Annotated in this window: 23 protein-coding genes; 4 read left to right on the top strand and 19 right to left on the bottom strand. The window is 60.6% G+C overall.

Translation table 11 applies throughout. The features are described 5' to 3' along the window. Window positions 1-58: 58 nt before the first annotated feature. Together AACY42_RS02405 and AACY42_RS02400 are read right to left on the bottom strand one after the other, a co-directional pair. Window positions 59-733: a COG3650 family protein gene (locus AACY42_RS02405; RefSeq protein ID WP_339476051.1), complete on the bottom strand. Its 675-nt coding sequence runs from the start codon at window positions 731-733 to the stop codon at window positions 59-61. Between the two features lie 213 nt (window positions 734-946). Further along, a complete protein-coding gene (locus tag AACY42_RS02400; RefSeq protein WP_339476049.1) occupies window positions 947-1,546 on the bottom strand; it encodes a short chain dehydrogenase in 600 nt (199 codons plus the stop codon). A 104-nt stretch (window positions 1,547-1,650) separates the two neighbouring features. Here AACY42_RS02400 and AACY42_RS02395 point away from each other — a divergent pair, with 104 nt between their 5' ends. Beyond that, a complete protein-coding gene (locus tag AACY42_RS02395) occupies window positions 1,651-2,562 on the top strand; it encodes a LysR family transcriptional regulator (RefSeq protein ID WP_339476048.1) in 912 nt (303 codons plus the stop codon). A gap of 49 nt (window positions 2,563-2,611) precedes the next feature. Here the strand turns inward: AACY42_RS02395 and AACY42_RS02390 are convergent, their stop codons facing one another. The 9 genes from AACY42_RS02390 to AACY42_RS02350 form a co-directional block, all read right to left on the bottom strand. Next, a complete protein-coding gene (locus AACY42_RS02390) occupies window positions 2,612-3,088 on the bottom strand; it encodes a DoxX family protein (protein WP_339476046.1) in 477 nt (158 codons plus the stop codon). Beyond that, entirely contained in the window at window positions 3,085-3,843 is a 759-nt protein-coding gene (locus tag AACY42_RS02385; RefSeq protein ID WP_339476043.1) for an HvfC/BufC N-terminal domain-containing protein, read from the bottom strand. Before AACY42_RS02385 ends, AACY42_RS02390 begins: the two co-directional genes overlap by 4 nt. Continuing rightward, window positions 3,840-4,709, bottom strand: a complete 870-nt coding sequence (gene bufB, locus AACY42_RS02380) for an MNIO family bufferin maturase (protein WP_339476042.1) — start codon at window positions 4,707-4,709, stop codon at window positions 3,840-3,842. The genes AACY42_RS02385 and bufB overlap by 4 nt, the downstream gene beginning before the upstream one ends. A gap of 25 nt (window positions 4,710-4,734) precedes the next feature. After that, the gene (locus AACY42_RS02375; protein ID WP_014336888.1) at window positions 4,735-5,040 is read right to left on the bottom strand and encodes a BufA1 family periplasmic bufferin-type metallophore; all 306 of its coding nucleotides are present in this window, start codon (window positions 5,038-5,040) and stop codon (window positions 4,735-4,737) included. Between the two features lie 269 nt (window positions 5,041-5,309). Further along, entirely contained in the window at window positions 5,310-6,011 is a 702-nt protein-coding gene (locus AACY42_RS02370; RefSeq protein ID WP_339476038.1) for an ABC transporter ATP-binding protein, read from the bottom strand. After that, window positions 6,012-6,779, bottom strand: a complete 768-nt coding sequence (livG, locus tag AACY42_RS02365; protein WP_339476035.1) for a high-affinity branched-chain amino acid ABC transporter ATP-binding protein LivG — start codon at window positions 6,777-6,779, stop codon at window positions 6,012-6,014. Further along, on the bottom strand, window positions 6,776-8,032 hold the full coding sequence (locus tag AACY42_RS02360; protein WP_339476032.1) for a high-affinity branched-chain amino acid ABC transporter permease LivM: 1,257 nt from the start codon (window positions 8,030-8,032) through the stop codon (window positions 6,776-6,778). Before AACY42_RS02360 ends, livG begins: the two co-directional genes overlap by 4 nt. Further along, entirely contained in the window at window positions 8,029-8,952 is a 924-nt protein-coding gene (gene livH, locus AACY42_RS02355) for a high-affinity branched-chain amino acid ABC transporter permease LivH (RefSeq protein ID WP_339476029.1), read from the bottom strand. The genes AACY42_RS02360 and livH overlap by 4 nt, the downstream gene beginning before the upstream one ends. A gap of 230 nt (window positions 8,953-9,182) precedes the next feature. Continuing rightward, on the bottom strand, window positions 9,183-10,310 hold the full coding sequence (locus tag AACY42_RS02350) for a branched-chain amino acid ABC transporter substrate-binding protein (protein WP_339476026.1): 1,128 nt from the start codon (window positions 10,308-10,310) through the stop codon (window positions 9,183-9,185). Window positions 10,311-10,649: 339 nt separating this feature from the next. Between AACY42_RS02350 and AACY42_RS02345 the strand changes: the two genes are divergently transcribed. Continuing rightward, the gene (locus AACY42_RS02345) at window positions 10,650-10,955 is read left to right on the top strand and encodes a DUF2288 domain-containing protein (RefSeq protein WP_339476024.1); all 306 of its coding nucleotides are present in this window, start codon (window positions 10,650-10,652) and stop codon (window positions 10,953-10,955) included. A gap of 287 nt (window positions 10,956-11,242) precedes the next feature. Here AACY42_RS02345 and AACY42_RS02340 read toward each other — a convergent pair whose 3' ends face one another. Then, window positions 11,243-13,420, bottom strand: a complete 2,178-nt coding sequence (locus tag AACY42_RS02340) for a hypothetical protein (RefSeq protein ID WP_339476021.1) — start codon at window positions 13,418-13,420, stop codon at window positions 11,243-11,245. 351 nt (window positions 13,421-13,771) lie between these two features. Between AACY42_RS02340 and AACY42_RS02335 the strand changes: the two genes are divergently transcribed. After that, on the top strand, window positions 13,772-15,121 hold the full coding sequence (locus AACY42_RS02335; RefSeq protein WP_339476019.1) for a spinster family MFS transporter: 1,350 nt from the start codon (window positions 13,772-13,774) through the stop codon (window positions 15,119-15,121). Window positions 15,122-15,275: 154 nt separating this feature from the next. On the opposite strand, the gene AACY42_RS02330 is transcribed toward AACY42_RS02335, so the two are convergent. Then, window positions 15,276-16,811, bottom strand: a complete 1,536-nt coding sequence (locus tag AACY42_RS02330) for an MDR family MFS transporter (protein WP_339476017.1) — start codon at window positions 16,809-16,811, stop codon at window positions 15,276-15,278. 48 nt (window positions 16,812-16,859) lie between these two features. Further along, a complete protein-coding gene (gene pobA / locus AACY42_RS02325; protein WP_339476015.1) occupies window positions 16,860-18,050 on the bottom strand; it encodes a 4-hydroxybenzoate 3-monooxygenase in 1,191 nt (396 codons plus the stop codon). Between the two features lie 175 nt (window positions 18,051-18,225). Between pobA and AACY42_RS02320 the strand changes: the two genes are divergently transcribed. Beyond that, window positions 18,226-19,119, top strand: a complete 894-nt coding sequence (locus AACY42_RS02320; RefSeq protein WP_339476013.1) for a helix-turn-helix domain-containing protein — start codon at window positions 18,226-18,228, stop codon at window positions 19,117-19,119. A 7-nt stretch (window positions 19,120-19,126) separates the two neighbouring features. Here the strand turns inward: AACY42_RS02320 and AACY42_RS02315 are convergent, their stop codons facing one another. The 5 genes from AACY42_RS02315 to arcA form a co-directional block, all read right to left on the bottom strand. Then, window positions 19,127-19,303 carry a hypothetical protein gene (locus AACY42_RS02315; protein WP_339476012.1) on the bottom strand — a complete coding sequence of 59 codons (177 nt, stop codon included), beginning with the start codon at window positions 19,301-19,303 and terminating at the stop codon, window positions 19,127-19,129. A gap of 188 nt (window positions 19,304-19,491) precedes the next feature. Beyond that, entirely contained in the window at window positions 19,492-19,851 is a 360-nt protein-coding gene (locus tag AACY42_RS02310) for a DUF5064 family protein (RefSeq protein ID WP_339476010.1), read from the bottom strand. Window positions 19,852-19,916: 65 nt separating this feature from the next. Further along, window positions 19,917-20,846 (bottom strand): carbamate kinase, encoded by a 930-nt coding sequence (gene arcC, locus AACY42_RS02305; protein WP_339476008.1) that lies wholly within the window; start codon window positions 20,844-20,846, stop codon window positions 19,917-19,919. 153 nt (window positions 20,847-20,999) lie between these two features. Next, a complete protein-coding gene (locus tag AACY42_RS02300) occupies window positions 21,000-22,010 on the bottom strand; it encodes an ornithine carbamoyltransferase (protein ID WP_339476006.1) in 1,011 nt (336 codons plus the stop codon). 84 nt (window positions 22,011-22,094) lie between these two features. After that, window positions 22,095-23,351 carry an arginine deiminase gene (arcA, locus tag AACY42_RS02295; RefSeq protein WP_339476004.1) on the bottom strand — a complete coding sequence of 419 codons (1,257 nt, stop codon included), beginning with the start codon at window positions 23,349-23,351 and terminating at the stop codon, window positions 22,095-22,097. Between the last annotated feature and the right edge of the window lie 11 nt (window positions 23,352-23,362).

Genomic DNA, 23,362 nt, shown 5'->3' with positions numbered 1-23,362 from the left:
GCGGGATGCACAACTGCACCAGGGCGTGAACCGGCGATTATAAGCCAAAACCGGCGAATCAGTCGTTGCGTGCGCCACCGAAGTAGGCGCAGCCACGCTGGACCTGGCCATTGACCCGCAGTTCGGCGCTCATGTGCTGCACACTGCCGTTGACGCTGTCGACGCAGCGCTGAGCGGCCAGCCAGAGCTCGACCTTCTGGCCGTTGGCTTCGGTGCTGAGATTGAAGCGGCCATCGCCCAGTTGTTCTTCAAGGTAAGGCACCGCCAGCGTCGGTTCGCCTTCACGCTCAAGCACCATGCCCTTGCCGCTGGCCTTGAGGTTCCATTCCGGGCCGTGACCGGCGGCACGCAAGACCAATCGTTTGAAATTAACGTCCTCGCAAGCGCTGCCCGAGCGCTCCAGGCGATACAACTGCTCCAGGTCCAACTGGCTGTCGGTGCCAGCCACTGTGCTGGAGACGATAGGGCCGCGCACATCGGCAAACAGTTTGCCCTGGTCATCGGCCAGACCGGCGGCCTGCTGCAGCACGCTGGTGCCACCGCTGTCGTTGACGATGTAGCGGCGCTGTTCCTGGCACGGCTGGAACACCAGCTTGCCATCGGCTGCCGTCAGCTCGCCCTGCATGCGCGTCTGGCCGGCGTGGGAGGCGCTCTGACGAGGGGCATCGAGCAATTGGCAGCCGCTGAACAGCGGCAGGAGGGCGACAAACAGCAGGGAGCGGGCGGCACGCATCATTGGGTCTCCAGACAAGTGCCGCCACGTTACTCAGACTGATCCCACACCACAACCCATAGAAGTTGCGTGGGAGCTGTGTAGGAGCTGTCGAGTGCAACGAGGCTGCGATCTTTCCCCTGGCAATTGAGTCTTGAGTGAAAGACCAAAGATCAAAAGATCAAAAGATCAAAAGATCGCAGCCTGCGGCAGCTCCTACGGGTAGGGCGTCGGTTAGCCCACGTGAAAGGTCTGACCGGTTTGCAGGCCTTCGACACTCTTGGCGTAGGCCAATGCGACATCGGCGGCCGGGACGGGTTTGTAGCCGCGAAAGTATGGGGCGTATGTGTCCATGGCTTCCAGCAACACGTTCGGGCTCACCGAGTTGACCCGCAAGCCCCGTGGCAATTCGATTGCTGCGGCGCGCACGAAACTGTCCAGGGCGCCGTTGACCAGGGCCGCTGAAGCAGCACTTTTGATCGGATCGTGGCTGAGGACGCCGGTGGTGAAGGTGAAGGACGCACCGTCGTTGGCGAATTCGCGACCGATCAGCAGCAGGTTGACCTGGCCCATCAGCTTGTCTTTCAAACCCAGGGCAAAGCTGTCTTCGGTCATGTCGTCCAGGGGCGTAAAGGTGACGTTGCCGGCGGCGCAAACCAGGGCATCAAAAGGGCCGGTCTTTGCGAACAGCGCGCGAATTGAGGCGCTGTCGCTGATATCCACCTGCAGTTCACCGCTGTGGCGGCCGATCCGCACGATTTCGTGGCGCGGTGATAGTTCGTGATCGATGGCCGAACCGAGGGTGCCGTTGGCGCCGATCAACAGGATTTTCATGAGCTGTTCCTCAAAGGATTGAATGAGTTTTCAGTCTAGAGAGGTTCTTTGTGCTGATAATCATGCTAATAGGCAACCTTTGGTTTTCAATTGGAAACAATCCAATGAGCGAAATGGATGACCTGGCGGCGTTTGCCGTGTTGATGGAGGCTGGCAGTTTCACCTTGGCGGCCCAGCAGTTGGGGTGCAGCAAGGGCCAGTTGTCCAAGCGCATCAGTCTGTTGGAGAGGCGGTTTTCGGTGGTGTTGCTGCAACGCACTACGCGGCGCCTGAGCCTCTCGGCGGCGGGGGCGGCGTTGCTGCCCCAGGCCCAGGCGCTGCTGGTGCAGGTGCAAAGGGCACGTCAGGCTTTGGCCCGGTTGAAGGACGATATTTCCGGACCGGTGCGTATGACGGTTCCGGTTTCGTTGGGCGAAACTTTCTTCGAAGGCTTGCTGATGGAGTTCGCTGGCAGGTATCCCAACGTGCAGATTGAACTCGAGCTCAACAACGGTTACCGAGACCTGACCCGCGATGGCTTCGACCTGGCGATACGCTCCGATGCCGCCATCGATGAGCGGCTGGTGGCCCGGCCGTTGCTGGCGTGGCACGAAATGACCTGCGCCAGCCAGGCCTACCTTGAGCGCTATGGCGAACCCGAGACGCCCCTGGCCCTGGCCGAGCACCGTTGCCTGCTCAACAGCCACTACAGCGGCCGGGAAGAATGGCTTTACCACCAGCAACACGAACTGCTACGGGTCCGAGTGTCGGGGCCGTTCGCCAGTAATCACTACAGCCTGTTGAAAAAAGCTGCCCTGGCCGGCGCCGGGATCGCCCGGCTGCCGTCGTACCTGCTGCATGAAGAGTTGGCCGACGGACGCCTGCACTGGTTGCTGCGCGACTACCAGACCCGGCGCATGCCGATGTACCTGGTGCACCCGTACCAGGGTGGACTGCCCAAGCGCACCCAAGTGCTGGCTGACTATTTGATCGACTGGTTCAAGCGCAGTGGTGAGGTGTTGGATCGGCTCAAGTAACAAGGGGCTCAACCCATTGGATAGCCCTTGTGGGAGTTTCTAGTCGCAATCAGCGGGCGTAACGCTTGGCAATCAGGTGATCGATTGACAACACCCCAGGCCCACGGGCCATCAGGTAGAGCAATACCGCCGCCCACGTGCCGTGGGTCGGGTAGGCGCCCGGGTAGACGAACAACTGGATGGTCACCGTCATGCCCAGCAAGGCCAGCGCTGAAAAGCGTGTCGCCAGGCCAAGCAGGATCAGGACCGGGAACACATGCTCGGCAGAGGCCGCCAGGTACGCAGCCAGTTCCGGCGACAGCAACGGCAGGGCATATTCGCTTTTGAACAGGGGAATGGTCGAGTCCGCCAGCCGTGGCAGACCGATCTGGAAGGTGCCGTCGAACAGGTCGATGGCCAGGCCTTCGATTTTGGTCTGGCCGGATTTCCAAAACACCGCGGCAATCGAGAATCGCGCGATGAAGGCGATCAGACTGTGGGGGATTTTCTCCAGCCATTGAATGGAACCGGCAATCAGGGCGTTCATGGGGACACCTGTTCAGCTAGGAGATGAGTGATAGCTCTGTGGCGAATGAGCCCCGCCAGGGTCTGTTCCAGGTCGAGGTCGATTGAGGCTTCAATGGCAGTGGTCAGGGACAGCCCTTGTTGCAGGGCGGTGATGAACTCATGGGCCGCGTGATCGATCGCGAACACTTGGACGTCGAGGTCGTTGCGCAGCACCAAGGCGTTTTGTGCAACAAACGCCTCGAACGGCACGGGCGTCTCGTGCTGATGGGCGGCCCAGATCGTCACCACGGCGAAGGGCGATTGCAGCAGCCGCAGTGACGGGTGCAGGCCGATCTTCAGATGCCTTGGCTGTGTGGGGGACGACAGCGCCTCGATGATCCGTTCTCCGGCCATGGGCTCGGCGTCGGCGGCATGCCAGGCTTGCACCTGCAGTCGCTCCAGTCGGGCGACATCTGCCAGGTACGGTACGCAGGCGGCGGGTTCGAAGCGTTCGATGAACCCGGCAAAATCATCCCCGTAGTCGCTCATCACCGGGCTTCGCGGTGGCGCCGACTGGACGTAGACCCCAGCCATGCCTCGGAAAAAATCCTCGCCCACCAGTTGCGCCACCACCGGGTAATTGTCGGCCAGGGCGTTGATCAATGAGCTGAGCACGTTGTTGCGGTACACCGCGAAGCGGCTCTGTGGGTCGGCGCCGTTGGCGCTGATCAGGCCGCAGGGGCACGCCTTGCGCGGGTCGAGCAGGGCGGCGGCGAATGCGCGCTGCCCGCTCATGACCGGACTCCTGCGGTATTTAAAAGTTGATCGGCCTGACGCGCTTCGGCCAACAGCACCTCCCATGGGGGGATGTGGTTGTCGCGCTCGATCAAGGTGGCTACCGGCCCGATCTGCTCCAGAACCTTGAGGTACAGTTGCCAGACTGCGTTGTCGATTGGCGCGCCGTGGTCGTCTATCAACAGACGCTCGCCAAGGCTGTCGGTGTCTTCGGCAAAGCCGGCCAGGTGGATTTCACCGGTCGCTTGCAGGGGGAGGGCATCGAGGTAGGCCTGCGGATCGCGGCAGTGGTTGACGCACGAAACGTAGACATTGTTCACATCCAACAGCAGACCGCAGCCGGTGCGACGAATGACTTCGCTAATGAAGTGTGGCTCGTCGAGTGTCGAGGCTTCGAACGCCAGATAGGTCGCCGGGTTTTCCAGCAACAGCGTACGTTTGAGGCTCGACTGCACCTGGTCGACGTGTTCGCAGACACGGTCGAGGGTCGCTTCGTCGTAGGCCAGGGGGAGCAGGTCGTTGAGAAACATCGGGCCGTGGCTGGACCAGGCCAGGTGTTCGGAAAAGGATTGGGGCTGATAGCGTTCGATCAATGCGGCCAGGCGCTGCAAATGCGCGACATCCAGGGGCCCCTCCCCACCGATAGACAGGCCGACGCCGTGCAGCGACAGCGGGTACTGTTCGCGTATCCGCCCCAGGAAGTGATGAAGCGGCCCACCGGCCACCATGTAGTTTTCCGCGTGCACTTCGAAAAAGCCCAGGTCCGGTCGGGTCTGGAGCACCTCACGAAAATGCTCGCTCTTGAGCCCCAACCCTGCCCTTGGCGGCAGCCGGTTATCTGTGGCGAGGGTAGGGGTAGTCAACATGGTGACGGGCCTCAGGCAGATGCGATCAAGACTTGGCTTTGAAGGCTTCGAGTTGGCCGAAACCAGTCGGGGAGGTTTTGCTTTCCATGGTGGTGCAAGTGCCTTTGGGTACCGATTTCCAGGCGTTGCCCTGATAGTCCATTTTTGCTGTACCGGCGCAGGTGGTGCCGGCGCCGGCGGCGCAGTCGTTCTTGCCTTTGAGGGCAACGCCGAAGCATTTTTCCATGGTGTCGTCGGCTGCGTGGACGGTCGAGACGGCTGTCATGCTCAGGGCGGAACCCAGGGCCAGGATCAGGGCGGTGGCGGACAGGGTGCGGGTCGAAGCAGTCATGATGATTCTCCAGTCATTCAGGGAAATGAACCGGCGTTAGCGCCGGTCTACTGAACTAGAGAGGGGAGGTGGACGAGTGTTACAGCGGGGCCTCGATTTTTTTTGTTTACCCCCGAAACCCAATGAGTTGAGAGTTGACGGTGTGGGAGCAAAGCTTGCTCGTGAAACAGGCGCCTCGATTGCTGAAAAAACGCATCGCCTTCAGCGCGGGCAAGCCTTGCTCCCACAAAAAAAACGGCCCGAAGGCCGTTTCTTTCATCGCAACGGATTCAACCGCCCAGGTACGCCTCGCGCACTTTCGGATCGGTCAGCAGGGCTTCACCGGTACCTTGCATCACCACGCGACCATTCTCCAGCACGTACGCCCGGTCGGCGATTTTCAGCGCCTGGTTGGCGTTCTGCTCCACCAGGAACACCGTCACGCCATCCTTGCGCAGTTGTTCGATGATGTCGAAGATCTGCTGGATGATGATCGGTGCCAGGCCCAGGGAAGGCTCGTCGAGCAGCAGCAGCTTGGGCTTGCTCATCAGTGCACGGCCGATGGCGAGCATTTGCTGTTCACCGCCGGACATGGTGCCGCCGCGCTGGCTAAAGCGCTCTTTCAGGCGTGGGAAAAGGTGCAGGACCTTGTCCATTTGTTCCTGAAAATCGCCCTTGTCGGTGAAGAATCCGCCCATGGCGAGGTTTTCTTCCACGGTCAGCCGGGCAAATACCCGACGACCTTCCGGCACCACCGCGATGCTCTTGCGCATGATCCGTGATGAGTCCTGGCCCACCAGCTCCTCACCCATGTAGCGGATGCTGCCGCTGTGGGCCTGGGGCGAACCGCAGAGCGTCATCAGCAGGGTGGATTTGCCGGCGCCGTTGGCACCAATCAGCGTCACGATTTCGCCCTGGCGGACTTCGACGTTGACGCTGTGCAAGGCCTGGATCTTGCCGTAGAAGGTGGAAACGTTTTCGAATTGCAGCATTTACGCTTCCCCCAGATAGGCTTTGATCACTTCAGGATTGTCTCGGATCTGTTCCGGTGAACCATCGGCCAGCGGTGTGCCCTGGTTGATCACGACGATGTGGTCGGAAATGCTCATGACCAGCTTCATGTCGTGCTCGATCAGCAGCACGGTGACGTCGTGCTCCTCGCGCAGCACGCCGATCAGCGCTTTGAGGTCTTCGGTTTCCTTCGGGTTCAGGCCGGCGGCCGGTTCGTCGAGCATGAGGATCCGCGGACGGGTCATCATGCAGCGGGCGATTTCCAGGCGCCGTTGTTGACCGTAGGCCAGCGTCCCGGCGGTACGGTTGGCGAACTCCTTGAGGTTGACCTTCTCCAGCCAATACTCGGCGAACTCCATGGCCTCGCGTTCGCTCTTGCGGAACGCAGGGGTCTTGAACAGGCCGGCAAGGAAGTTGGTGTTCAGGTGACGATGCTGGGCGATCAACAGATTTTCGACCGCCGTCATGTCCTTGAACAGCCGCACGTTCTGGAAGGTGCGCACCACACCCTTGCGGGCGATCTGGTGACCGGGCAGGCCCTGGATCGGCTCGCCGTCCAATAGGATAGTGCCGCCGGTAGGTTGGTAGAAGCCGGTCAGGCAGTTGAACACGGTGGTCTTGCCCGCGCCGTTGGGCCCGATCAGGGCGACTACCTGTTTTTCTTTCACGGTCAGGGCCACACCATTGACCGCCAGCAGACCGCCGAAGCGCATGCTCAAGTTTTCGACTTTCAGAATCTCGCGGCTCATTTGCGCAGCTCCATGTGGGGGCGTTGCATAGGCAGCAGACCTTGAGGACGCCAGATCATCATCAGCACCATCAAAGCGCCGAACATCAACATGCGGTATTCGCTGAACTCACGCATCATTTCGGGCAGCAGGATCATCACGATGGCCGCCAGGATCACGCCCAACTGCGAGCCCATCCCGCCCAGCACCACGATGGCGAGGATGATCGCCGACTCGATGAAGGTGAAGGATTCCGGCGTCACCAGACCCTGGCGGGCGGCGAAGAAACTGCCGGCAAAACCGGCGAACGCAGCGCCGAGGGTAAAGGCCGACAATTTGATCACGGTTGGGTTGAGACCCAGGGCACGACAGGCGATTTCGTCTTCACGCAACGCCTCCCAGGCGCGCCCGATGGGCATGCGCAGCAGGCGGTTGATGACGAACAGCGCGGCCAGGGCCAGCAACAGGGCAACCAGGTAAAGGAAAATCACCTTGTTGATCGAGTTGTATTGCAGGCCGAAGTACTCGTGGAAGGTCTGCAGGCCTTCGGCGGCTTTACGCTCGAAGGTCAAGCCGAAGAATGTCGGCTTCTCGATGTTGCTGATGCCGTTCGGGCCACCGGTGATGCCGGTGAGGTTTCGCAGGAACAGGCGGATGATCTCGCCGAACCCCAAGGTCACGATCGCCAGGTAGTCACCGCGCAAGCGCAGCACTGGGAAGCCCAGCAGGAACCCGAAGGTGGCTGCCATCATCCCGGCGATTGGCAGGCAGATCCAGAAGCTCAGGCCGAAGTAGTGGGACAGCAGCGCATAGCTGTAGGCCCCGACGGCGTAGAAACCGACGTAACCCAAGTCCAGCAGGCCAGCCAGGCCCACCACGATGTTCAGGCCGAGGCCGAGCATCACGTAGATCAGGATCAGTGTGGCGATGTCCACCGCGCCGCGAGAGCCGAAGAACGGCCAGACCAGTGCCAGGACGACCAGGGCCAGGATGATCCAGCGCTGGGTGGTCGGCAGGGTCAGGAAATTGCTGGCCTTGGCCGGGATCGCCGGCAGGCCGGGCGAGGACTTCCACATGGCGCTGATCTGCGTGCTGAACAGCACGCGCAGGAACATCAGCAGCGAACACACGGCGATGGTCGCCAGGATGGCCGGGCTGGAGCCGTGTACTTCCAGGTTGATGCCGACGATGGTCAGTTTAAGACCGAGTACCGGGTAGGCCACGGCCCAGACCAGCAGCGCGCTGAAGAGCGCCGATTTGAGATGTCTAGTCATACTTTCTCAACCTCCGGGCGGCCCAGGATGCCGGTCGGCCGGAATAACAGAACCAGAACCAACAAGCCGAATGCCACGACGTCCTTGTACTGGTCGCCGAAGATGTCGGCGCCAAAGGCTTCCGCCACGCCCAGCACCAGCCCGCCGAGCATCGCGCCGGGGATGCTGCCGATGCCGCCCAGAACCGCGGCGGTGAAGGCTTTCAGGCCCACGAGGAAACCGGCGTTGGGGTTGATCACGCCATATTGCATGCTCAACAGCACCGCGGCGATGGCCGCCAGGGCCGCACCGATGACGAAGGTCAGGGCAATGATGTTGTTGGTGTTGATGCCCAGCAGGTTGGCCATCTTGATGTCTTCGGCGCAGGCGCGGCAGGCGCGGCCCAGGCGGGAACGGGAGATGAACAGCGTCAGGCCGAGCATGGCGACCAGGGTCACCACGAACACCACGATTTGCATGTAGGAAATCAGCACTTCCTGTGCCCCCCCTGGCCCGAAGGTAACGTTACCCGGAATCAGGTTGGGAATGGATTTGTCCTTGGAGTCTTGCGAAAGCAGAACAGTGTTCTGCAGGAAGATCGACATGCCGATGGCGGAAATCAGCGGGATCAGACGGTTGCTGCCGCGCAAGGGGCGGTAGGCGATCCGTTCGATGCTGTAGCCATAGGAACTGGTAACCACGATGCTCGCGATGAAAGCCGCGGTCATCAACAGCGGGACACTGTCGAGTCCCATCATGGCCAGCCCGGCGATGGCGATGAACGCCACGTAGGAGCCGATCATGTACACCTCGCCGTGAGCGAAGTTGATCATTCCAATGATGCCGTAAACCATCGTATAGCCGATGGCGATCAGGGCATACGTGCTGCCAACGGTCAGGCCGTTAACCAGCTGTTGGAAGAAGTGATAGATGTCAGGCATTACAGCGCTCCTAAAAACCTGATACGCATTTCACTGGTGGAGTCATTTTCCCGCCCGGGTCCCGCAGATCTGCATCCACTTCGAACACGAGGTTTGCCAGCGAACCGCTGATGACGGTTTTGAGATTTTCAGGTGGGGAGACTGGCGGATCACGCCAGCGCGGCCCAATACATTTAAAACAAAGCCCACGGCACGCCGTGGGCTTTATTGGCAGTCAGTCAGGCCAGGCCTTACTGAGGCGAGGCTTCGGTTTTAGGTTTGCCGAAATGCCACTCGTAGACCACGAACTTGAAGTCCTTCAGGTCGCCTTTCTCGTCGAAGCTCAGGTCGCCGGTTGGCGTCTTGAAGGTGCCGGCGTGGATGGCTTCAGCCACTTTGGCTGTGTCTTCGCTCTTGGCGGCTGCGATACCACCGGCAATCACCTGGACAGCGGAGTAGGACGGGAACACGAACGGACCGCTCGGGTCTTCTTTCTTGGCCTTGAACGCTTCAGCCAGGGCCATGTTGGCCGGATCCTGGTCGAAGGATTTCGGCAGGGTCACCAGCAGGCCTTCGGAAGCCTCCTTGGCGATTTGCGAGATGGAGTCGTTACCCACGCCTTCCGGACCCATGAACTTGGCTTTCAGGCCTTTTTCCTGGGATTGACGCAGGATCAGGCCCAGCTCAGGGTGGTAGCCGCCGTAGTAGACGAAGTCGACGTTGGCTTGCTTGAGCTTGGCGATTATCGAGGAAAAGTCTTTGTCGCCGGCATTCACGCCTTCGAAGACGGCAACCTTGACGTCTTTGCCTTCGAGGGTTTTCTTCACGGCGCTGGCGATGCCTTCACCGTACTGCTGCTTGTCGTGCAGGACCGCAACGACTTTCGGCTTGACGTGGTCGGCGATGTAGTTACCGGCCGCAGGGCCTTGGGCGCTGTCCAGGCCGATGGTGCGGAAGACCATTTTGTAGCCGCGAGCGGTGATGTCCGGGCTGGTAGCGGCCGGGGTGATCATGATCACGCCTTCGTCTTCATAGATATCCGAAGCCGGCTGGGTGGAGCTGGAGCACAGGTGGCCGACCACGAACTTGACGCCGTCGTTGACGACTTTGTTCGCGATCGCGACCGCTTGTTTTGGATCACAGGCGTCATCGTATTCAACGGCGGTGAGTTGCTTGCCGTTGACGCCGCCCTTGGCGTTGATTTGTTCGATGGCCATTTTGGCGCCACTGAACTCCATGTCGCCGTATTGGGCTACAGGGCCGGTTTTTGGGCCGGCGATGCCGATCTTGATGGTGTCGGCGGCAAACGAATGGCTGGCAACCCCGGCCAGAACCATAGCGGCAAACAGTTTGGAAATCTGCTTAGTAGCCTTAGTCATAGTGCTCCACTCATGCTGTTGTAGTTTTTATAGCCCTGGCGCCGTAGCAGCAGAACCGGGTCAGATATCTTCGATACCCCCGCGGAAAATGCCCCCGGCAACTGTACCGGTACAGTGTAGAGCGCCGATTGTTGGCAAGGGAAGCTGGCGCTTGGGGGCAAAACCTGAGGGTGTCGCGTAATTGAAAGAAAAAGACAGAATAGCGGCGGGGTTCGTCCGGTCAAATCGGCAATCCTTGGCTTTCCTGCACTTTTCAATCGGTACTGCAATTGCTACCGGGTTTTTCTACCAGACCACCGACGTTATCATTCGCGCCGATTTCTTTTCCGGACAGGTCCCATGAATCAAGAACCTAGCACCCTCTATGCCAAATTGCTTGGTGAAACCGCATCGATCACCTGGAAAGAGCTGGAGCCGTTCTTTGCCAAGGGTGCCCTATTGTGGGTCGATCCGGCCCTGGATTTGATCGCCGCCGCCGAAGCCGTCGCCCAGGATGAAGGTACCAAAGTCGCCGCCTGGCTGGCCGCCGACCAGGTCGCCAAGCTGTCTGAAACGCGGGCGCTGGATTTTCTGGAACGCGATCCGCAACTTTGGGCGGTGGTGGTTTCGCCCTGGATTATGATCCAGGAAAGGGCGTCGAACTGATCGATGCACCAAGTTGGTTCGTGTTCGGATGGGCAAGAAAGTGTGTAGGTGAGTAGCGTGATTGCGTCCTGCCGTGGCGAAACGCCACAGGGGAGGGTGACGTATACGTAACGGGAACAGTTTATGGAGCAGCCGGTGGGCTGCTCAATTGTTTCTGGATGTTGTTTTCGCGGTGTGGCTGAGGCCGTCATCGCGAGCAGGCTCGCTCCCACAAGGGGACCGCATTCTTTCAGAAAGACTGCGATCAAATGTGGGAGCGAGCCTGCTCGCGATTGGGGCACCACACATCAATAAGTCTTGCCCGTATGGTTATTAAGGGAAATAACCTTGGTCTTGCCAATGCGATGACGGTAGATTTCGCGCAGGTATTTGATGGCCTTTTTTACGCAGTCGCGGGACAGGCGGATGTCGTTGATCGAGACGAACTTGTCCTTGTCGTTAATCAGCTCGCGATACTTCTTCTCGTACATCGGCTTGATCGCGTACCAGTTGGTGTCGAGGATCTTCGCCGGGTTTTCGAATTCGTTGAGCAGGTCGTCGATATGTTCTTCGTCGAAGTCTTCATTGATGATGAAGTCCAGGATCGAGTTGTCCAGGGTGTCGTCGAAGCGGTACGGGTTGCGGGCGAAGCAGCGTTTGATGAAGGCCACGATCAGGGTCAGGAAATCATCCGACAGGCACGGGCTCTTGGCGATCAGGGTGGTGAGCGACAGGTTGGCCGACGCGCCGATCACCAACGCGTAACGTTTGAGGGTGGTGTTGGGGAACAGGCTGTTGAGGTGGGTCTTGAGCCGATTCAGGTCCATGTAGGACAGCTTGTAGTCCTTGGGCAGGGAGACGATGGAGACCACCGACGAGCAATTCTTGAAAAAGTGCAGGTCATGCAGGGCCGCGGCGTCGTAGCCGGAATTCTTGTACTGCTCAAGGGATGCCCGGTAGCGCTTGGATTCGATCGGCAACAGGCTGATGCCTTCGATGGCTTGGGTGACTTTGTTGAAGTGCGGCAGGTCGATGGAGCGGAAAAACAGGTCGTCGATGTTCAGGCGTGGAGGCTCTTTCTCGAACACCTTGAACTTGTCGCCGCTTGGCGCCGGGGTTTCCGGGACGACGGACTCGGCGTAGGCAATCGCTACCGGACCGGCCAGGCTCATGAACAGGTCGTTGGCGTCCAGGCGAATGGTTTCACCAATGTCGATGCCAGCACGGCGGAAATAGTTCTGGTCGTAGTCGGTGGTGACCGCCTGGGCCGTCAGGATGTTGAAGATCTGCTGGGAGATGTACTGGTTGGCGTGCTTCTCCATGGCATTGACATCAATGTTCTGGATATTGCCGTCATCGCTCTCTTCGGCGTAGCGCATGATGTCGTTGGAGATCAGCATCATCGCGTTCCAGGGGCGGATACGGCCCATCACGCTGGCTTCGCTGCTGTCTTCGTTGGCGAAGTTGTACGAGAAATCCCATTCTTCCGACAGGTATTTGCACAGCAGGCGTCCGGCGTTGATGTGCAAGGCCTCGGACATTTCGCTGCGGTGGTCGGAAATGTTCGGCAGCACGCAGATGCCACTGGTGAAAATCGGTTCGAAGACGAAGGAGTGACCGCTCTTGCTGTCGTGTTCGTCCATCGGCTTGGTGTCGAACGTCTTGTTCATGTACGAGTATTGCTGGGCCAGGCCGAACTCCGAGGCCATGCCCGAGCCGGTACCGCCGCCGGCACTGAAGATCGAGAAGTACAGGCGCGACTGGTTGGCCTTGATGCCACAGCTGTCGATCAGGTACGAGTGGATCATCTTCCAGTCGGGGCTGGAGAATCGCTGGGTGTCCTTGTTCAGGATGATCTTGGCCAGGTACTGGCCCAGGATCGGCGCGTTACCGGCGCCACCGGCGTGGACCTCCGAGAGGTCCATGATCTTCATTTTGCTGTAGTCGCGTAAAAAGCCGCTTTTCTCGCCCTTGCGCGAGAAACGGATACGCCCGGCGATGTCCTTGTCCAAGTCGCCGAGCATCACCAGCGGTTCCACCAGGAACACCGGTTTGCTGGCCTTGCTGCTGCCCAGGCGCAGGTTGTTGCGGATCCACTGCGCGGGGCTGTAGCCCTTGTCGCTGTAGCCCTTGTCTTCAGCGTTGAATTCGTTGAGGTAGAACTTGCGGGCGTTGTACACCAGTTCTGCCACGTCCAGGGCGATGTTGGAGCCGCAGCGTCCCAGACCGATCAGGCACACCGACGGGAACTCCTGCTGGGCTCGATCGTTCTCGTCTTCTACCAGATGGGGCGGTCGCGGAAACACCGCGTCGCGCAGGCCATCGAGGTTGTCGAGGATCCGATCGGTGTTGGTTTCGGTGAAATACAGATACTGCTGAGTCGACAGGGGACGCGAGCTACTCGGTGGTTTCGAGGCTTCAGGGCCGTTGGCGGCCGGGCTCAGGGTCAGATCGGATACCGCAGTGGCTGTTTTTTTGGAAGTCATTGTGCGCCGTATGCCTGAACTGGTTGGTTCGACGAGCGCTGTCATCGAACCATCGCGGATGGGAGCTCGCGTCCTTGGATGGCGCGAAGGTCGGCCCGAGCGTTCAGGGCTATGGCCTGAGCGCCGCTCGAGAGATTCTTTCCTGATAGGTTGAATCGGCCACCGGGAGACGATCTTTAATCAAGGATGGGCAAAATGATGGCAATTGTTACAGGGAATTGACCGTTATCAAGAAATGCGCCGCTCGCCATGGGCGGGTATCAGCCTTGCGAATGATTGGAGACAGCCCGCGCGCCGCTGTCTAGATTGCAGATTCCGCTAATGCTCCATAACAATAAAAGAGACGGACCCATGCAGAACTCGACCCAAGCGGCGAATGCCTGGCGCATTCTGTTCCTGTTGTTTCTGGCCAACCTGTTCAACTTCTTCGACCGCACCATCCCGGCGATCATCATCGAGCCGATCCGCATGGAGTGGAGCCTCAGCGACTTCCAGATCGGCATCATCGGCACAGCTTTCACCATCGTCTACGCCATTGCCGGGTTGCCCTTGGGACGCATGGCCGATACCGGTTCGCGCAGCAAGTTGATGGGCTGGGGCCTGGCGACCTGGAGCGCGCTGACGGCGGTCAATGGCCTGGTGGGCAGTTTCTGGGCGTTCCTGGTGGTGCGCATGGGCGTCGGGATCGGCGAGGCCAGCTACGCGCCGGCTGCCAACTCATTGATTGGCGATCTGTTCCCGGCCCATCGCCGGGCGCGGGCCATGGGCATCTTCATGCTGGGCCTGCCGATTGGGTTGTTGTTGGCGTTCTTCACCATCGGGGCGATGGTCAAGGCCTTCGATAGCTGGCGCGCGCCGTTCTTTATTGCCGCGGTGCCTGGCTTGGTGCTGGCATTGTTCATGTTCTTCATCAAGGAACCCAAGCGCGGTGCGGCGGAAACCGTGCTGGTGTCCCAGGAAAAGATCGACCGGCCGATCCGTCGGGTATTGGCGATTCCCACTTTCTTGTGGCTGGTGCTGGCCGGGTTGTGCTTCAACTTTGCCACCTATGCCTGCAACTCCTTCCTGGTGCCGATGCTGCAACGCTATTTCCTGATGCCGTTGCACGAGGCGGCGGTGGCCACCGGGATCATGGTGGGCGTGACCGGGTTGTTCGGCTTGACCCTCGGCGGCTGGATCGCCGACAAGATTCACCAGCGCGTGCCCAGTGGTCGCTTGCTGTTTGCCGCGTTCAGCCTGGTGATCTCGACGCTCACCACCGCCTGGGCATTGCATGCCGGGCGGATTGAAATCGGCGTGTTCGTCGCGGTGTTCAGTGTCGGCTGGTTGTTCGCCTATACCTTTTATACCTGCGTGTACACGGCGATCCAGGACGTGGTCGAGCCGCGCCTGCGGGCCACAGCGATGGCGCTGTTCTTCGCCGGCCTGTACCTGCTCGGTGGCGGCCTGGGGCCGGTGGTGGTGGGTGGTTTGTCCGACTACTTCGCCCGCACGGCCATGGCGGCGGCCGGGGTCGAGCAGATGACCGAAGCGTTCAAGGCCATTGGTCTGCATGACGCCATGTACCTGATTCCGATAGCACTGTTCCTGACCATGGTGTTCCTGTTCCTGGCGTCACGCTGCTTCGTGCGCGATGCCAAGCGGATGAAGGACGGAATGAGCGCGGTGGTGGTGCCCGAAGGTGCCGTGGCAACGGCCTGAATAGGTTGAGTGAAGAGGCTGCTTGCTCCCGCCGGGCTCTGTAGGCGCTGGCGAAGCCTGCGATCTTTTGATCTTGATCTTTCGCTTAAGACTCAACAGTCTGGGGCAAGATCGCAGCCTCGCTTCGCTCAACAGTTCCTACAGGCGCCCGTGTCTATCCAGCTTTCTCATCCCGCCCACGCAGCAAGCGATTGGGCATCACCAGCGCCGCCGCCAGCCCCAGCAGCGACACGGCCGCGCTGATCGCCAGCAAGTGCCGGAACGTCGCCTGCAATTCCTCGCGCAAGGCATCCTGCGCCTCACCCGGGGCGGCGTTCAGACCGTCCAGCAAGACGCTGCCGGAATGTCCTTCACCGATCAGCGACGAGTTGGCGAGCTGGGCGAAGCTTGAATCCTGCAGCAAGGCCAGCAGCAACGCTGACATCAGTGCCACGCCCACCGCGCCGCCGAGGGCGCGGAACAGGTTGGTGGTGCTGGTGGCGACGCCGATGTCCTGTTGGTGTACGGCGTTCTGCGAGCCCACCAGCGACGTGGGGAACTGCATGCCGGAGGCGATGCCGCTGAGCAGCATGAACAAGCTGCTGAGCCAGAACGCGGCAGGCGGGGTGAAGGCCATGCCGAGGATGGCGAACGGAAAGAGCAGGGCGCCGCTCAGGATCATCGGTTTGTAGCGCCCTGTGACCGAAGTCCGGCGTCCGGCGAAATACGCGCCGATCGGTAGCCCTATCGCCAGCGGCAACAAGTGCAACGCCGCACTGTCGGCGCCGGCGCCGGTCACGCTCTGGAAGCGCAACGGCACCAGCACCGTCAGGGAAATCGCCTGGAAGCTGGTGAAGAACACCGTGCACCAACACAGCACCGCATCGCGGTTGGCGAACAGGTGCATCGGCAACAACGGTTCCCGCGCCCGGCGCTCGTGCCAGGCGAACACCCCCAGCGCTGCTCCTGCGCACCCCAGCAACCCCAGCACTTCACGGCTGTGCCAGGCATGGCCCTGGCCGACCTGGGTGATCCCCAGCAGCAGCGCCGTCAGGCCGATGATCAGCAACACGGTGCCCAGGTAGTCGATGATCGGCGTGCGTTGCGGCACCGGCAGCCCAACCAGGCTGCGCCGGGCCACCCACCAGGCCGCAAGCCCCAGCGGCAGGTTGATCCAGAACACCCAGCGCCACGACAGGTACTCGGTCATGTAGCCGCCGAGCACCGGCCCGGCCACACTGGCCACCGCGTACATGCTGCTGAAATAGCCCTGGTAGCGGCCACGTTCGCGGGGCGGGATGATGTCGCCGATGATCGCCTGACTCACCGAAATCATCCCGCCGGCACCGATGCCCTGGACAATCCGCGCCAGCACCAGTTGTTCCATGTTTTGTGCCAGCCCGCAGAACAGCGAGGCCAGGGTGAACAGGCCCATGCCGAACAGCATCAGCGGCCGGCGACCGTAGAGGTCACCGAGCTTGCCGTAGATCGGCACCGCCACGGTCATGGCGACCATGTAGCCGGAAATCACCCAGGCCAGCAGGCTGACGTCGGCAAACTGTGCGGAGATGGCCGGCATCGAGACGGCGACGATGGTCTGGTCCAGCGCACCCAGGAAAATCGCCAGCATCAGGGCCACCAGTACGCTGCGGATGGCCGGTTTTTGGGCGTGGAGCGTATTGAACTGAGTCAAGGCAGAACCTGCGGGCATCGCGCCGGAGAGGCAAAATGGGAGCCCGCAGTTTAAGTCGATAGGCGACTATTCGATAGCCTCGTAAGGAAGTCCGACGTAATTTTCCGCGATGGTTTTGCGACCGGCCTCGGAGTCGACGAAATATTCCAGCTCAGCTTCGCTGATGCGCTGGTTGAAGGCATCGTCGTCGAAGCGGTGCAGCATCGAGGTCATCCACCAGGAGAACCGTTCGGCTTTCCAGACGCGTCGCAGGCAGATGGCCGAATACTTCTCCAGCAGATCCACACGGCCGTCGCGATAGACCTTGAGCAGAATGTTGAACAGCGTGCTGACATCGCTGGCCGCCAGGTTCAGCCCCTTGGCGCCGGTGGGTGGGACGATGTGGGCCGCATCGCCCACCAGGAACATTCGCCCGTATTGCATCGGCTCAACCACGAAGCTGCGCAGCGGGGCGATGCTTTTTTCGATGGAGGGGCCGGTCACCAGGGCGTCGGCGAGGTCGGCGGGCAGGCGGTTTTTCAGTTCCTCCCAGAAACGCTCGTCCGGCCAGTCGGCCACTTGTTCCTCGGCGGGCACTTGCAGGTAATAACGGGTGCGGGTCTTGGAGCGCATGCTGCATAAGGCAAAACCGCGTGCGTGACGCGCGTAGACCAGTTCTTCGTGGACCGGAGGGGTGTCGGCCAGCACGCCGAGCCAGCCAAACGGGTAGACGCGTTCGAAGACCTTGAGTTTATCCGCTGGAATGGACTGTCGCGCCACGCCGTGGAAACCGTCGCAACCGGCAATGTAGTCGCAGTCCAGGCGCCAGGTTTCCCCCAGGTGCTCAAACGTCACGAAGGGGTGTTCGGTTTGCGTGTCGTGGGGTTGGGTATTGCTGGCCAGGTACAGGGTCCGGGCGCCGGTGGTTTCGCGGGCAGCCATCAAGTCACGGGTCACTTCGGTCTGGCCGTAGACCATGACATTTTTACCACCGGTCAGGCCCTTGAGGTCGATGTGCACCCGCCGATCGTTGAGCACCAGTTCAAAGCCGTCATGGGGCAGGCCTTCGGCGTCCATGCGTTGGCCAACACCGGCCTGGCGCAGCAGTTCGACCATGCCTTGCTCCAGCACACCGGCGCGGATGCGGCTCAGTACGTATTCCGGGGTCTGGCGTTCGAGGATGACAGTGTCGATCCCGGCGTTGTGCAGCAACTGGCCGAGCAGCAGGCCAGAGGGGCCGGCACCGATAATAGCGACTTGGGTCTTGAGGGTTTTCATTGTTCTTATGACTCGCACGAAGCACGCGACCAGGGTCGGTGTTGATTATTAGAAATCGAGTGCCTACATTTTTCGCTTGCGGACCTGTCAATTGAAGGGGAAAACTGAGCCGATACCTGTTCTTTTTGCCAATTGGTGCGATTATCGCCCGCAACCCCAGGCCCAGATCCACGTTATGAAAAAACCTGACCTGCCTTCGATCCCGGTGTTCAAGCTCTACGGCGAGAGCCAGGAATGGCCGACGCCGGACCTGTTGCACTGCGAGACCATCTCCAAGCGCAGCCGCGAGCATCAATGGGAAATCAAACCCCATCGGCATGCCGATCTGTGCCAGTTGTTGTTTGTTTTCAAGGGCCAGGCGGAACTGGAGATTGAGGGCCGCCGCACGCTACTCACCGAGCCGGCCGTGCAGATCCTGCCGCCGCTGTCGGTCCATGGCTTTCGTTTTTCCGAGGATGTGGAAGGTTACGTGGTGACCCTGGCGGCGCCGCTGGTCACGCATCTGCAAGCGCAACTGGGGCATTCGGTCAACGTCCTGGCTCAGGCCGAAAGTTACCCCACCCTTGAGAATGCCGAGTACCTCAATAGCCTGTTCAGCGCCTTGCAGAATGAGTACGGGGGGCATCAACCGGCCCGGGAAATGCTGATGCATGCACTGGTCAGCGTGATCATGGTCTGGGTCAGCCGCCAGGTGATGCAGCGACACTCCCAGGCCCAGCGCCCGCAACGGGCCCGGGAATACCTCAACGGGTTCATTCAGTTGGTGGAAGAAACCTATCGCGAGCACGTCAAGGTCGAGGACCTGGCCCACCGCCTGGGCATTTCCGTGTCGCACCTCAACGGCACCTGTCGGGAGCTGGCGGGGCAACCGGCGTTGCAGATCATGCATGAGCGCCAGTTGCTGGAGGCCAAGCGCTTGCTGACCTACACCGGCATGACCATCTACGAAATTTCAGAACTACTCGGGTTTTCCGACCCGACCAACTTCACCCGGCTGTTCCGCCGGCGCGTGGGCATCTCGCCCAAGGCGTTCCGGGACCGGCTCAAGACCGATCAACAGGACGACTGACCACGCCTCAGCGCAGGGCGTTCAGGGTTGCGCTGTGGGGGACGCACCGCTCGAAGTTGCAACTGGCGTATTCACGGGGCAATTGCCTGGCCTGCTCAACCCGGTAAGCCGCCGTGCCATACAGCGCAAGCGTGGCGGCGCAGGTGACGAAAATGGCGAGGCGTCTTCTTGTTTTGATGTTCATGGCGGTGACCTCTGAACGAATACCCGGGGGTACTACTTTCAGAATAGGTCAGCTATGGTGAGTTGCCAGCCAGGCAGTGAGTGTGTTTAACCCGATATTCAGAACACTGATAACCCCCTGTGGGTGGGAGCAAGGCTTTGCTCCCACAGGTCTGCTCCCTCAAACAGGGGATAGGGGCTTTCGGGCGCTTATTCCAGGTGTTCTGGCTTCATCGGGTCGCCTGGCTTGACGTCCAGTTGCTTACGCACGTCTTCGAACATTTCGTCGTAGTACTTGTGCATCGAGCCAATGCTGGCGGTCTTGGGCAAGCCGTGTTTCTGGGCGATGCGCGTGGCATGGCGGGCGAAGTCGAAAGCTTGGTCCTTGGCCAGGAAGAACATCTCGTCCAGGGGCTTGTCCTCGACGGTGCCGTGGATCCGGAACGACATGCCCGCGCCTTCCTTACCGTCCTGGTCGACCTTGTAGTCGATGCACAGGTTGTAGCTGAAATCATCCTTGTTCAGCGCATGGCGTTCCATGTGCAGGTGCCCGGGTTCGAACATGGCCATAAGCAACTCTCCTTTGTAGGCATGGGGAGTAGGGCAGACCCTGGATCCGCCCCGCAAGTTTCCTGTTATCGATAAGCGATGCCCGGTGTCGCCGTGCTGATGCGGGTGCCGGCTTTGCCCTGGACAATCGCGTTGATGTCCGAGAGTGAACCGATCACCGCGACCTTGCCAGTATTGCGCGCGAACTCGCAGGCCGCCTGTACCTTCGGCCCCATGGAGCCGGCGGCGAAGCCGAGCTTTTCCATTTCGTCGGGGTGGGCCTGGGCGATGGCTTTCTGGGTCGGCTTGCCGAAGTCGATGAAGGCGGCGTTGACGTCGGTAGCGATCACCAGCAGATCACTTTCCAACTGTTCGGCCAGCAGCGCCGAGCACAGGTCCTTGTCGATCACCGCTTCCACGCCTTGCAGCTTGCCGTGGGCGTCATACATCGTCGGGATGCCGCCACCGCCGGCACAGATCACGATGCTGCCTTTTTCCAGCAGCCATTTGATCGGGCGGATTTCAAAGATGCGCTTGGGCCTGGGGCTTGCGACCACGCGGCGGAACTTGTCGCCGTCGGGGGCGATGGCCCAGCCTCTTTCGTCGGCCAGTTTCTGCGCCTCTTCCTGGCTGTAGACAGGGCCGATGGGCTTGGTGGGTTTTTGAAAGGCGGGGTCGTTGGCGTCTACTTCAACCTGGGTCAGGAGCGTGGCGAAGGGGACGTCGACGTCCAGCAGATTGCCCAGTTCCTGCTCGATGATGTAGCCAATCATGCCTTCGGTTTCGGCGCCGAGCACGTCCAGCGGATACGGCGTGACCGAGGTGTAGGCCGCCGCCTGCAACGACAGCAGGCCGACCTGCGGGCCGTTGCCGTGGGCGATGATCAGTTGGTTGCCTGAGTGGATTTTCGCGATCTGTTCGGTCGCGGTGCGGATGTTGATGCGTTGATTGTCTGCGGTCATGGGTTCACCCCGACGCAGGAGGGCGTTACCGCCCAGGGCAACGACGATACGCATGGTGCTGTCCTTCTGACAGAGAAATAACGGACGACTCGGTCTCCTTGTGGGAGCGAGCCTGCTCGCGATGGCGGAGTGTCAGCTTGCATTGATGTTGGCTGGTCTATCGCTATCGCGAGCAGGCTCGCTTCCACAGGGGAATGTGTCGGTTGCTCAGATATCCGCCAGCGCCGACACCAGGATCGCCTTGATGGTGTGCATGCGGTTCTCCGCTTGCTCGAAGGCGATGTTGGCCGGCGATTCGAAGACCTCTTCGGTCACTTCCACGCCATTGGCCAGGTTCGGATAACGGGCGGCGATGTCCTTGCCGACCTTGGTTTCGCTGTTATGGAACGCCGGCAGGCAGTGCATGAACTTCACCCGTGGGTTGCCCGAGGCGTTCATCATTTGCGCATTGACCTGGTAGGGCAGCAATTGCTCGATGCGCTCATCCCAGGCTTCCACTGGCTCGCCCATGGACACCCAGATGTCGGTGTGGATGAAGTCCACGCCCTTGACGGCTTCTTTCGGGTCTTCGGTGATGGTGATGCGCGCGCCACTTTCGACGGCGAAGGCCTGGCACTGGTCGATGAAATCCTGATGCGGCCACAAGGCTTTCGGCGCGCCGATGCGCACGTCCATGCCCAGTTTGGCGCCGATCATCAGCAGCGAATTGCCCATGTTGTAGCGGGCATCGCCCAGGTAGGCGTAGCTGATGTCATGCAGCGGCTTGTCGCTGTGTTCGCGCATGGTCAGGGTGTCGGCGATCATTTGGGTGGGGTGGAATTCAGCGGTCAGGCCGTTGAACACCGGCACCCCGGCGAACTTGGCCAGTTCCTCGACGATCTCTTGCTCGAAGCCTCGGTATTCGATCGCGTCGAACATCCGCCCCAGGACTCGGGCGGTGTCTTTCATGCTTTCCTTGTGACCGATCTGCGACGACACCGGGTCGATGTAGGTGACGTGGGCGCCCTGATCATGGGCCGCGACTTCGAAGGCGCAACGGGTGCGGGTCGAGGTTTTTTCGAAGATCAGCGCGATGTTCTTGCCCTTGAGGTGCTGCTGTTCGGTGCCGGTGTACTTGGCACGCTTGAGGTCGCGGGACAGGTCCAGCAAAAAGTGCAGCTCGCGGTTGGTGTGGTGCATCAGACTCAGCAGGCTGCGGTTGCGCATGTTGAACGCCATGATGTGGATCTCCTCAGGTGTAGGTTATCCCCGGGGCCGGTCTCTGCCGTGGGATGGAGAGCAGTGCCGGCCCAGGCTCAAAGGTTAGTAATCGATCGGGTCGCGGATGATCGGGCAGGTCATGCAGTGACCACCGCCCCGGCCTCGGCCCAGTTCACTGGCGCTGATGGTGATGACTTCCACACCGGCCTTGCGCAGCAGGGTGTTGGTGTAGGTATTGCGGTCGTAGCCGATCACCACGCCCGGTTCCAGGGCCACCACGTTGTTGCCGTCGTCCCATTGCTCGCGCTCGGCGGCGAAGCTGTTGCCGCCGGTTTCCACCACCCGCAGTGTTGGCAACTTGAGGGCCGCGGCCACAGTGTCGAGGAAGCTGCTGTCCTCGCGACGCACATCGATGCCGCCGGGCTTGCTTTCGTCGGGGCGCAGGGAGAAGGCGACGATCTGGCTCACCACTTCCGGGAAAACCGTGACCAGGTCGCGGTCGCAGAAGCTGAACACGGTGTCCAGGTGCATGGCGGCGCGGGATTTCGGCAAGCCGGCGACGATCACGCGTTCCACAGCTTTGTTCTTGAACAGGTTCAGTGCCAGTTGGCCGATGGCCTGGCGGGACGAGCGCTCGCCCATGCCGATCAGCACCACGCCGTTGCCAATGGGCATCACGTCGCCGCCTTCGAGGGTGGCGTTGCCGTGATCCTGGTCCGGGTCGCCGTACCAGACCTGGAAGTCAGCCTGGGTGAACTCGGGGTGGAATTTGTAGATGGCGTTGGCCAGCAGGGTTTCCTGGCGGCGCGCCGGCCAATACATCGGGTTCAGCGTCACGCCGCCGTAGATCCAGCACGTGGTGTCGCGGGTGAACTGGGTGTTGGGCAGCGGCGGCAGGATGAAACTGGAGTGTCCGAGGAAGTCGCGGAACATCTGGATGGTCTTGCCACCGAAGCTGTCCGGCAGGTCATCGGCCGAGACGCCGCCGATCAGGAATTCGGCGATATGGCGCGGCTCCAGGCTGCGCAGCCACGAACCGACTTCATTCACCAGGCCCAGGCCCACTGAGTTGGCAGTGATCTTGCGCTGCAGGATCCAGTCCAAGGCTTCGGGGATGGCGACGATGTCGGTCAGCAGGTTGTGCATTTCCAGCACGTCGATGTCGCGCTCGCGCATCTTGGTGACGAAATCGAAATGGTCGCGCTTGGCCTGGTTGACCCAGATCACATCGTCGAACAGCAGCTCGTCGCAGTTGTTCGGGGTCAGCCGCTGGTGGGCCAGGCCTGGGGAACACACCATGACTTTACGTAATTTTCCGGCTTCGGAATGCACGCCGTACTTCATTTTTTCCGTGGTCATTACAAATCCTC

The sequence above is a fragment of the Pseudomonas sp. RL_5y_Pfl2_73 genome, from assembly GCF_963970515.1.
Taxonomy (GTDB): Bacteria; Pseudomonadota; Gammaproteobacteria; order Pseudomonadales; family Pseudomonadaceae; genus Aquipseudomonas.
The sequence above is the reverse complement of the archived record's forward strand: the minus strand, read 5'-3'. Positions and strand labels throughout refer to the sequence as shown.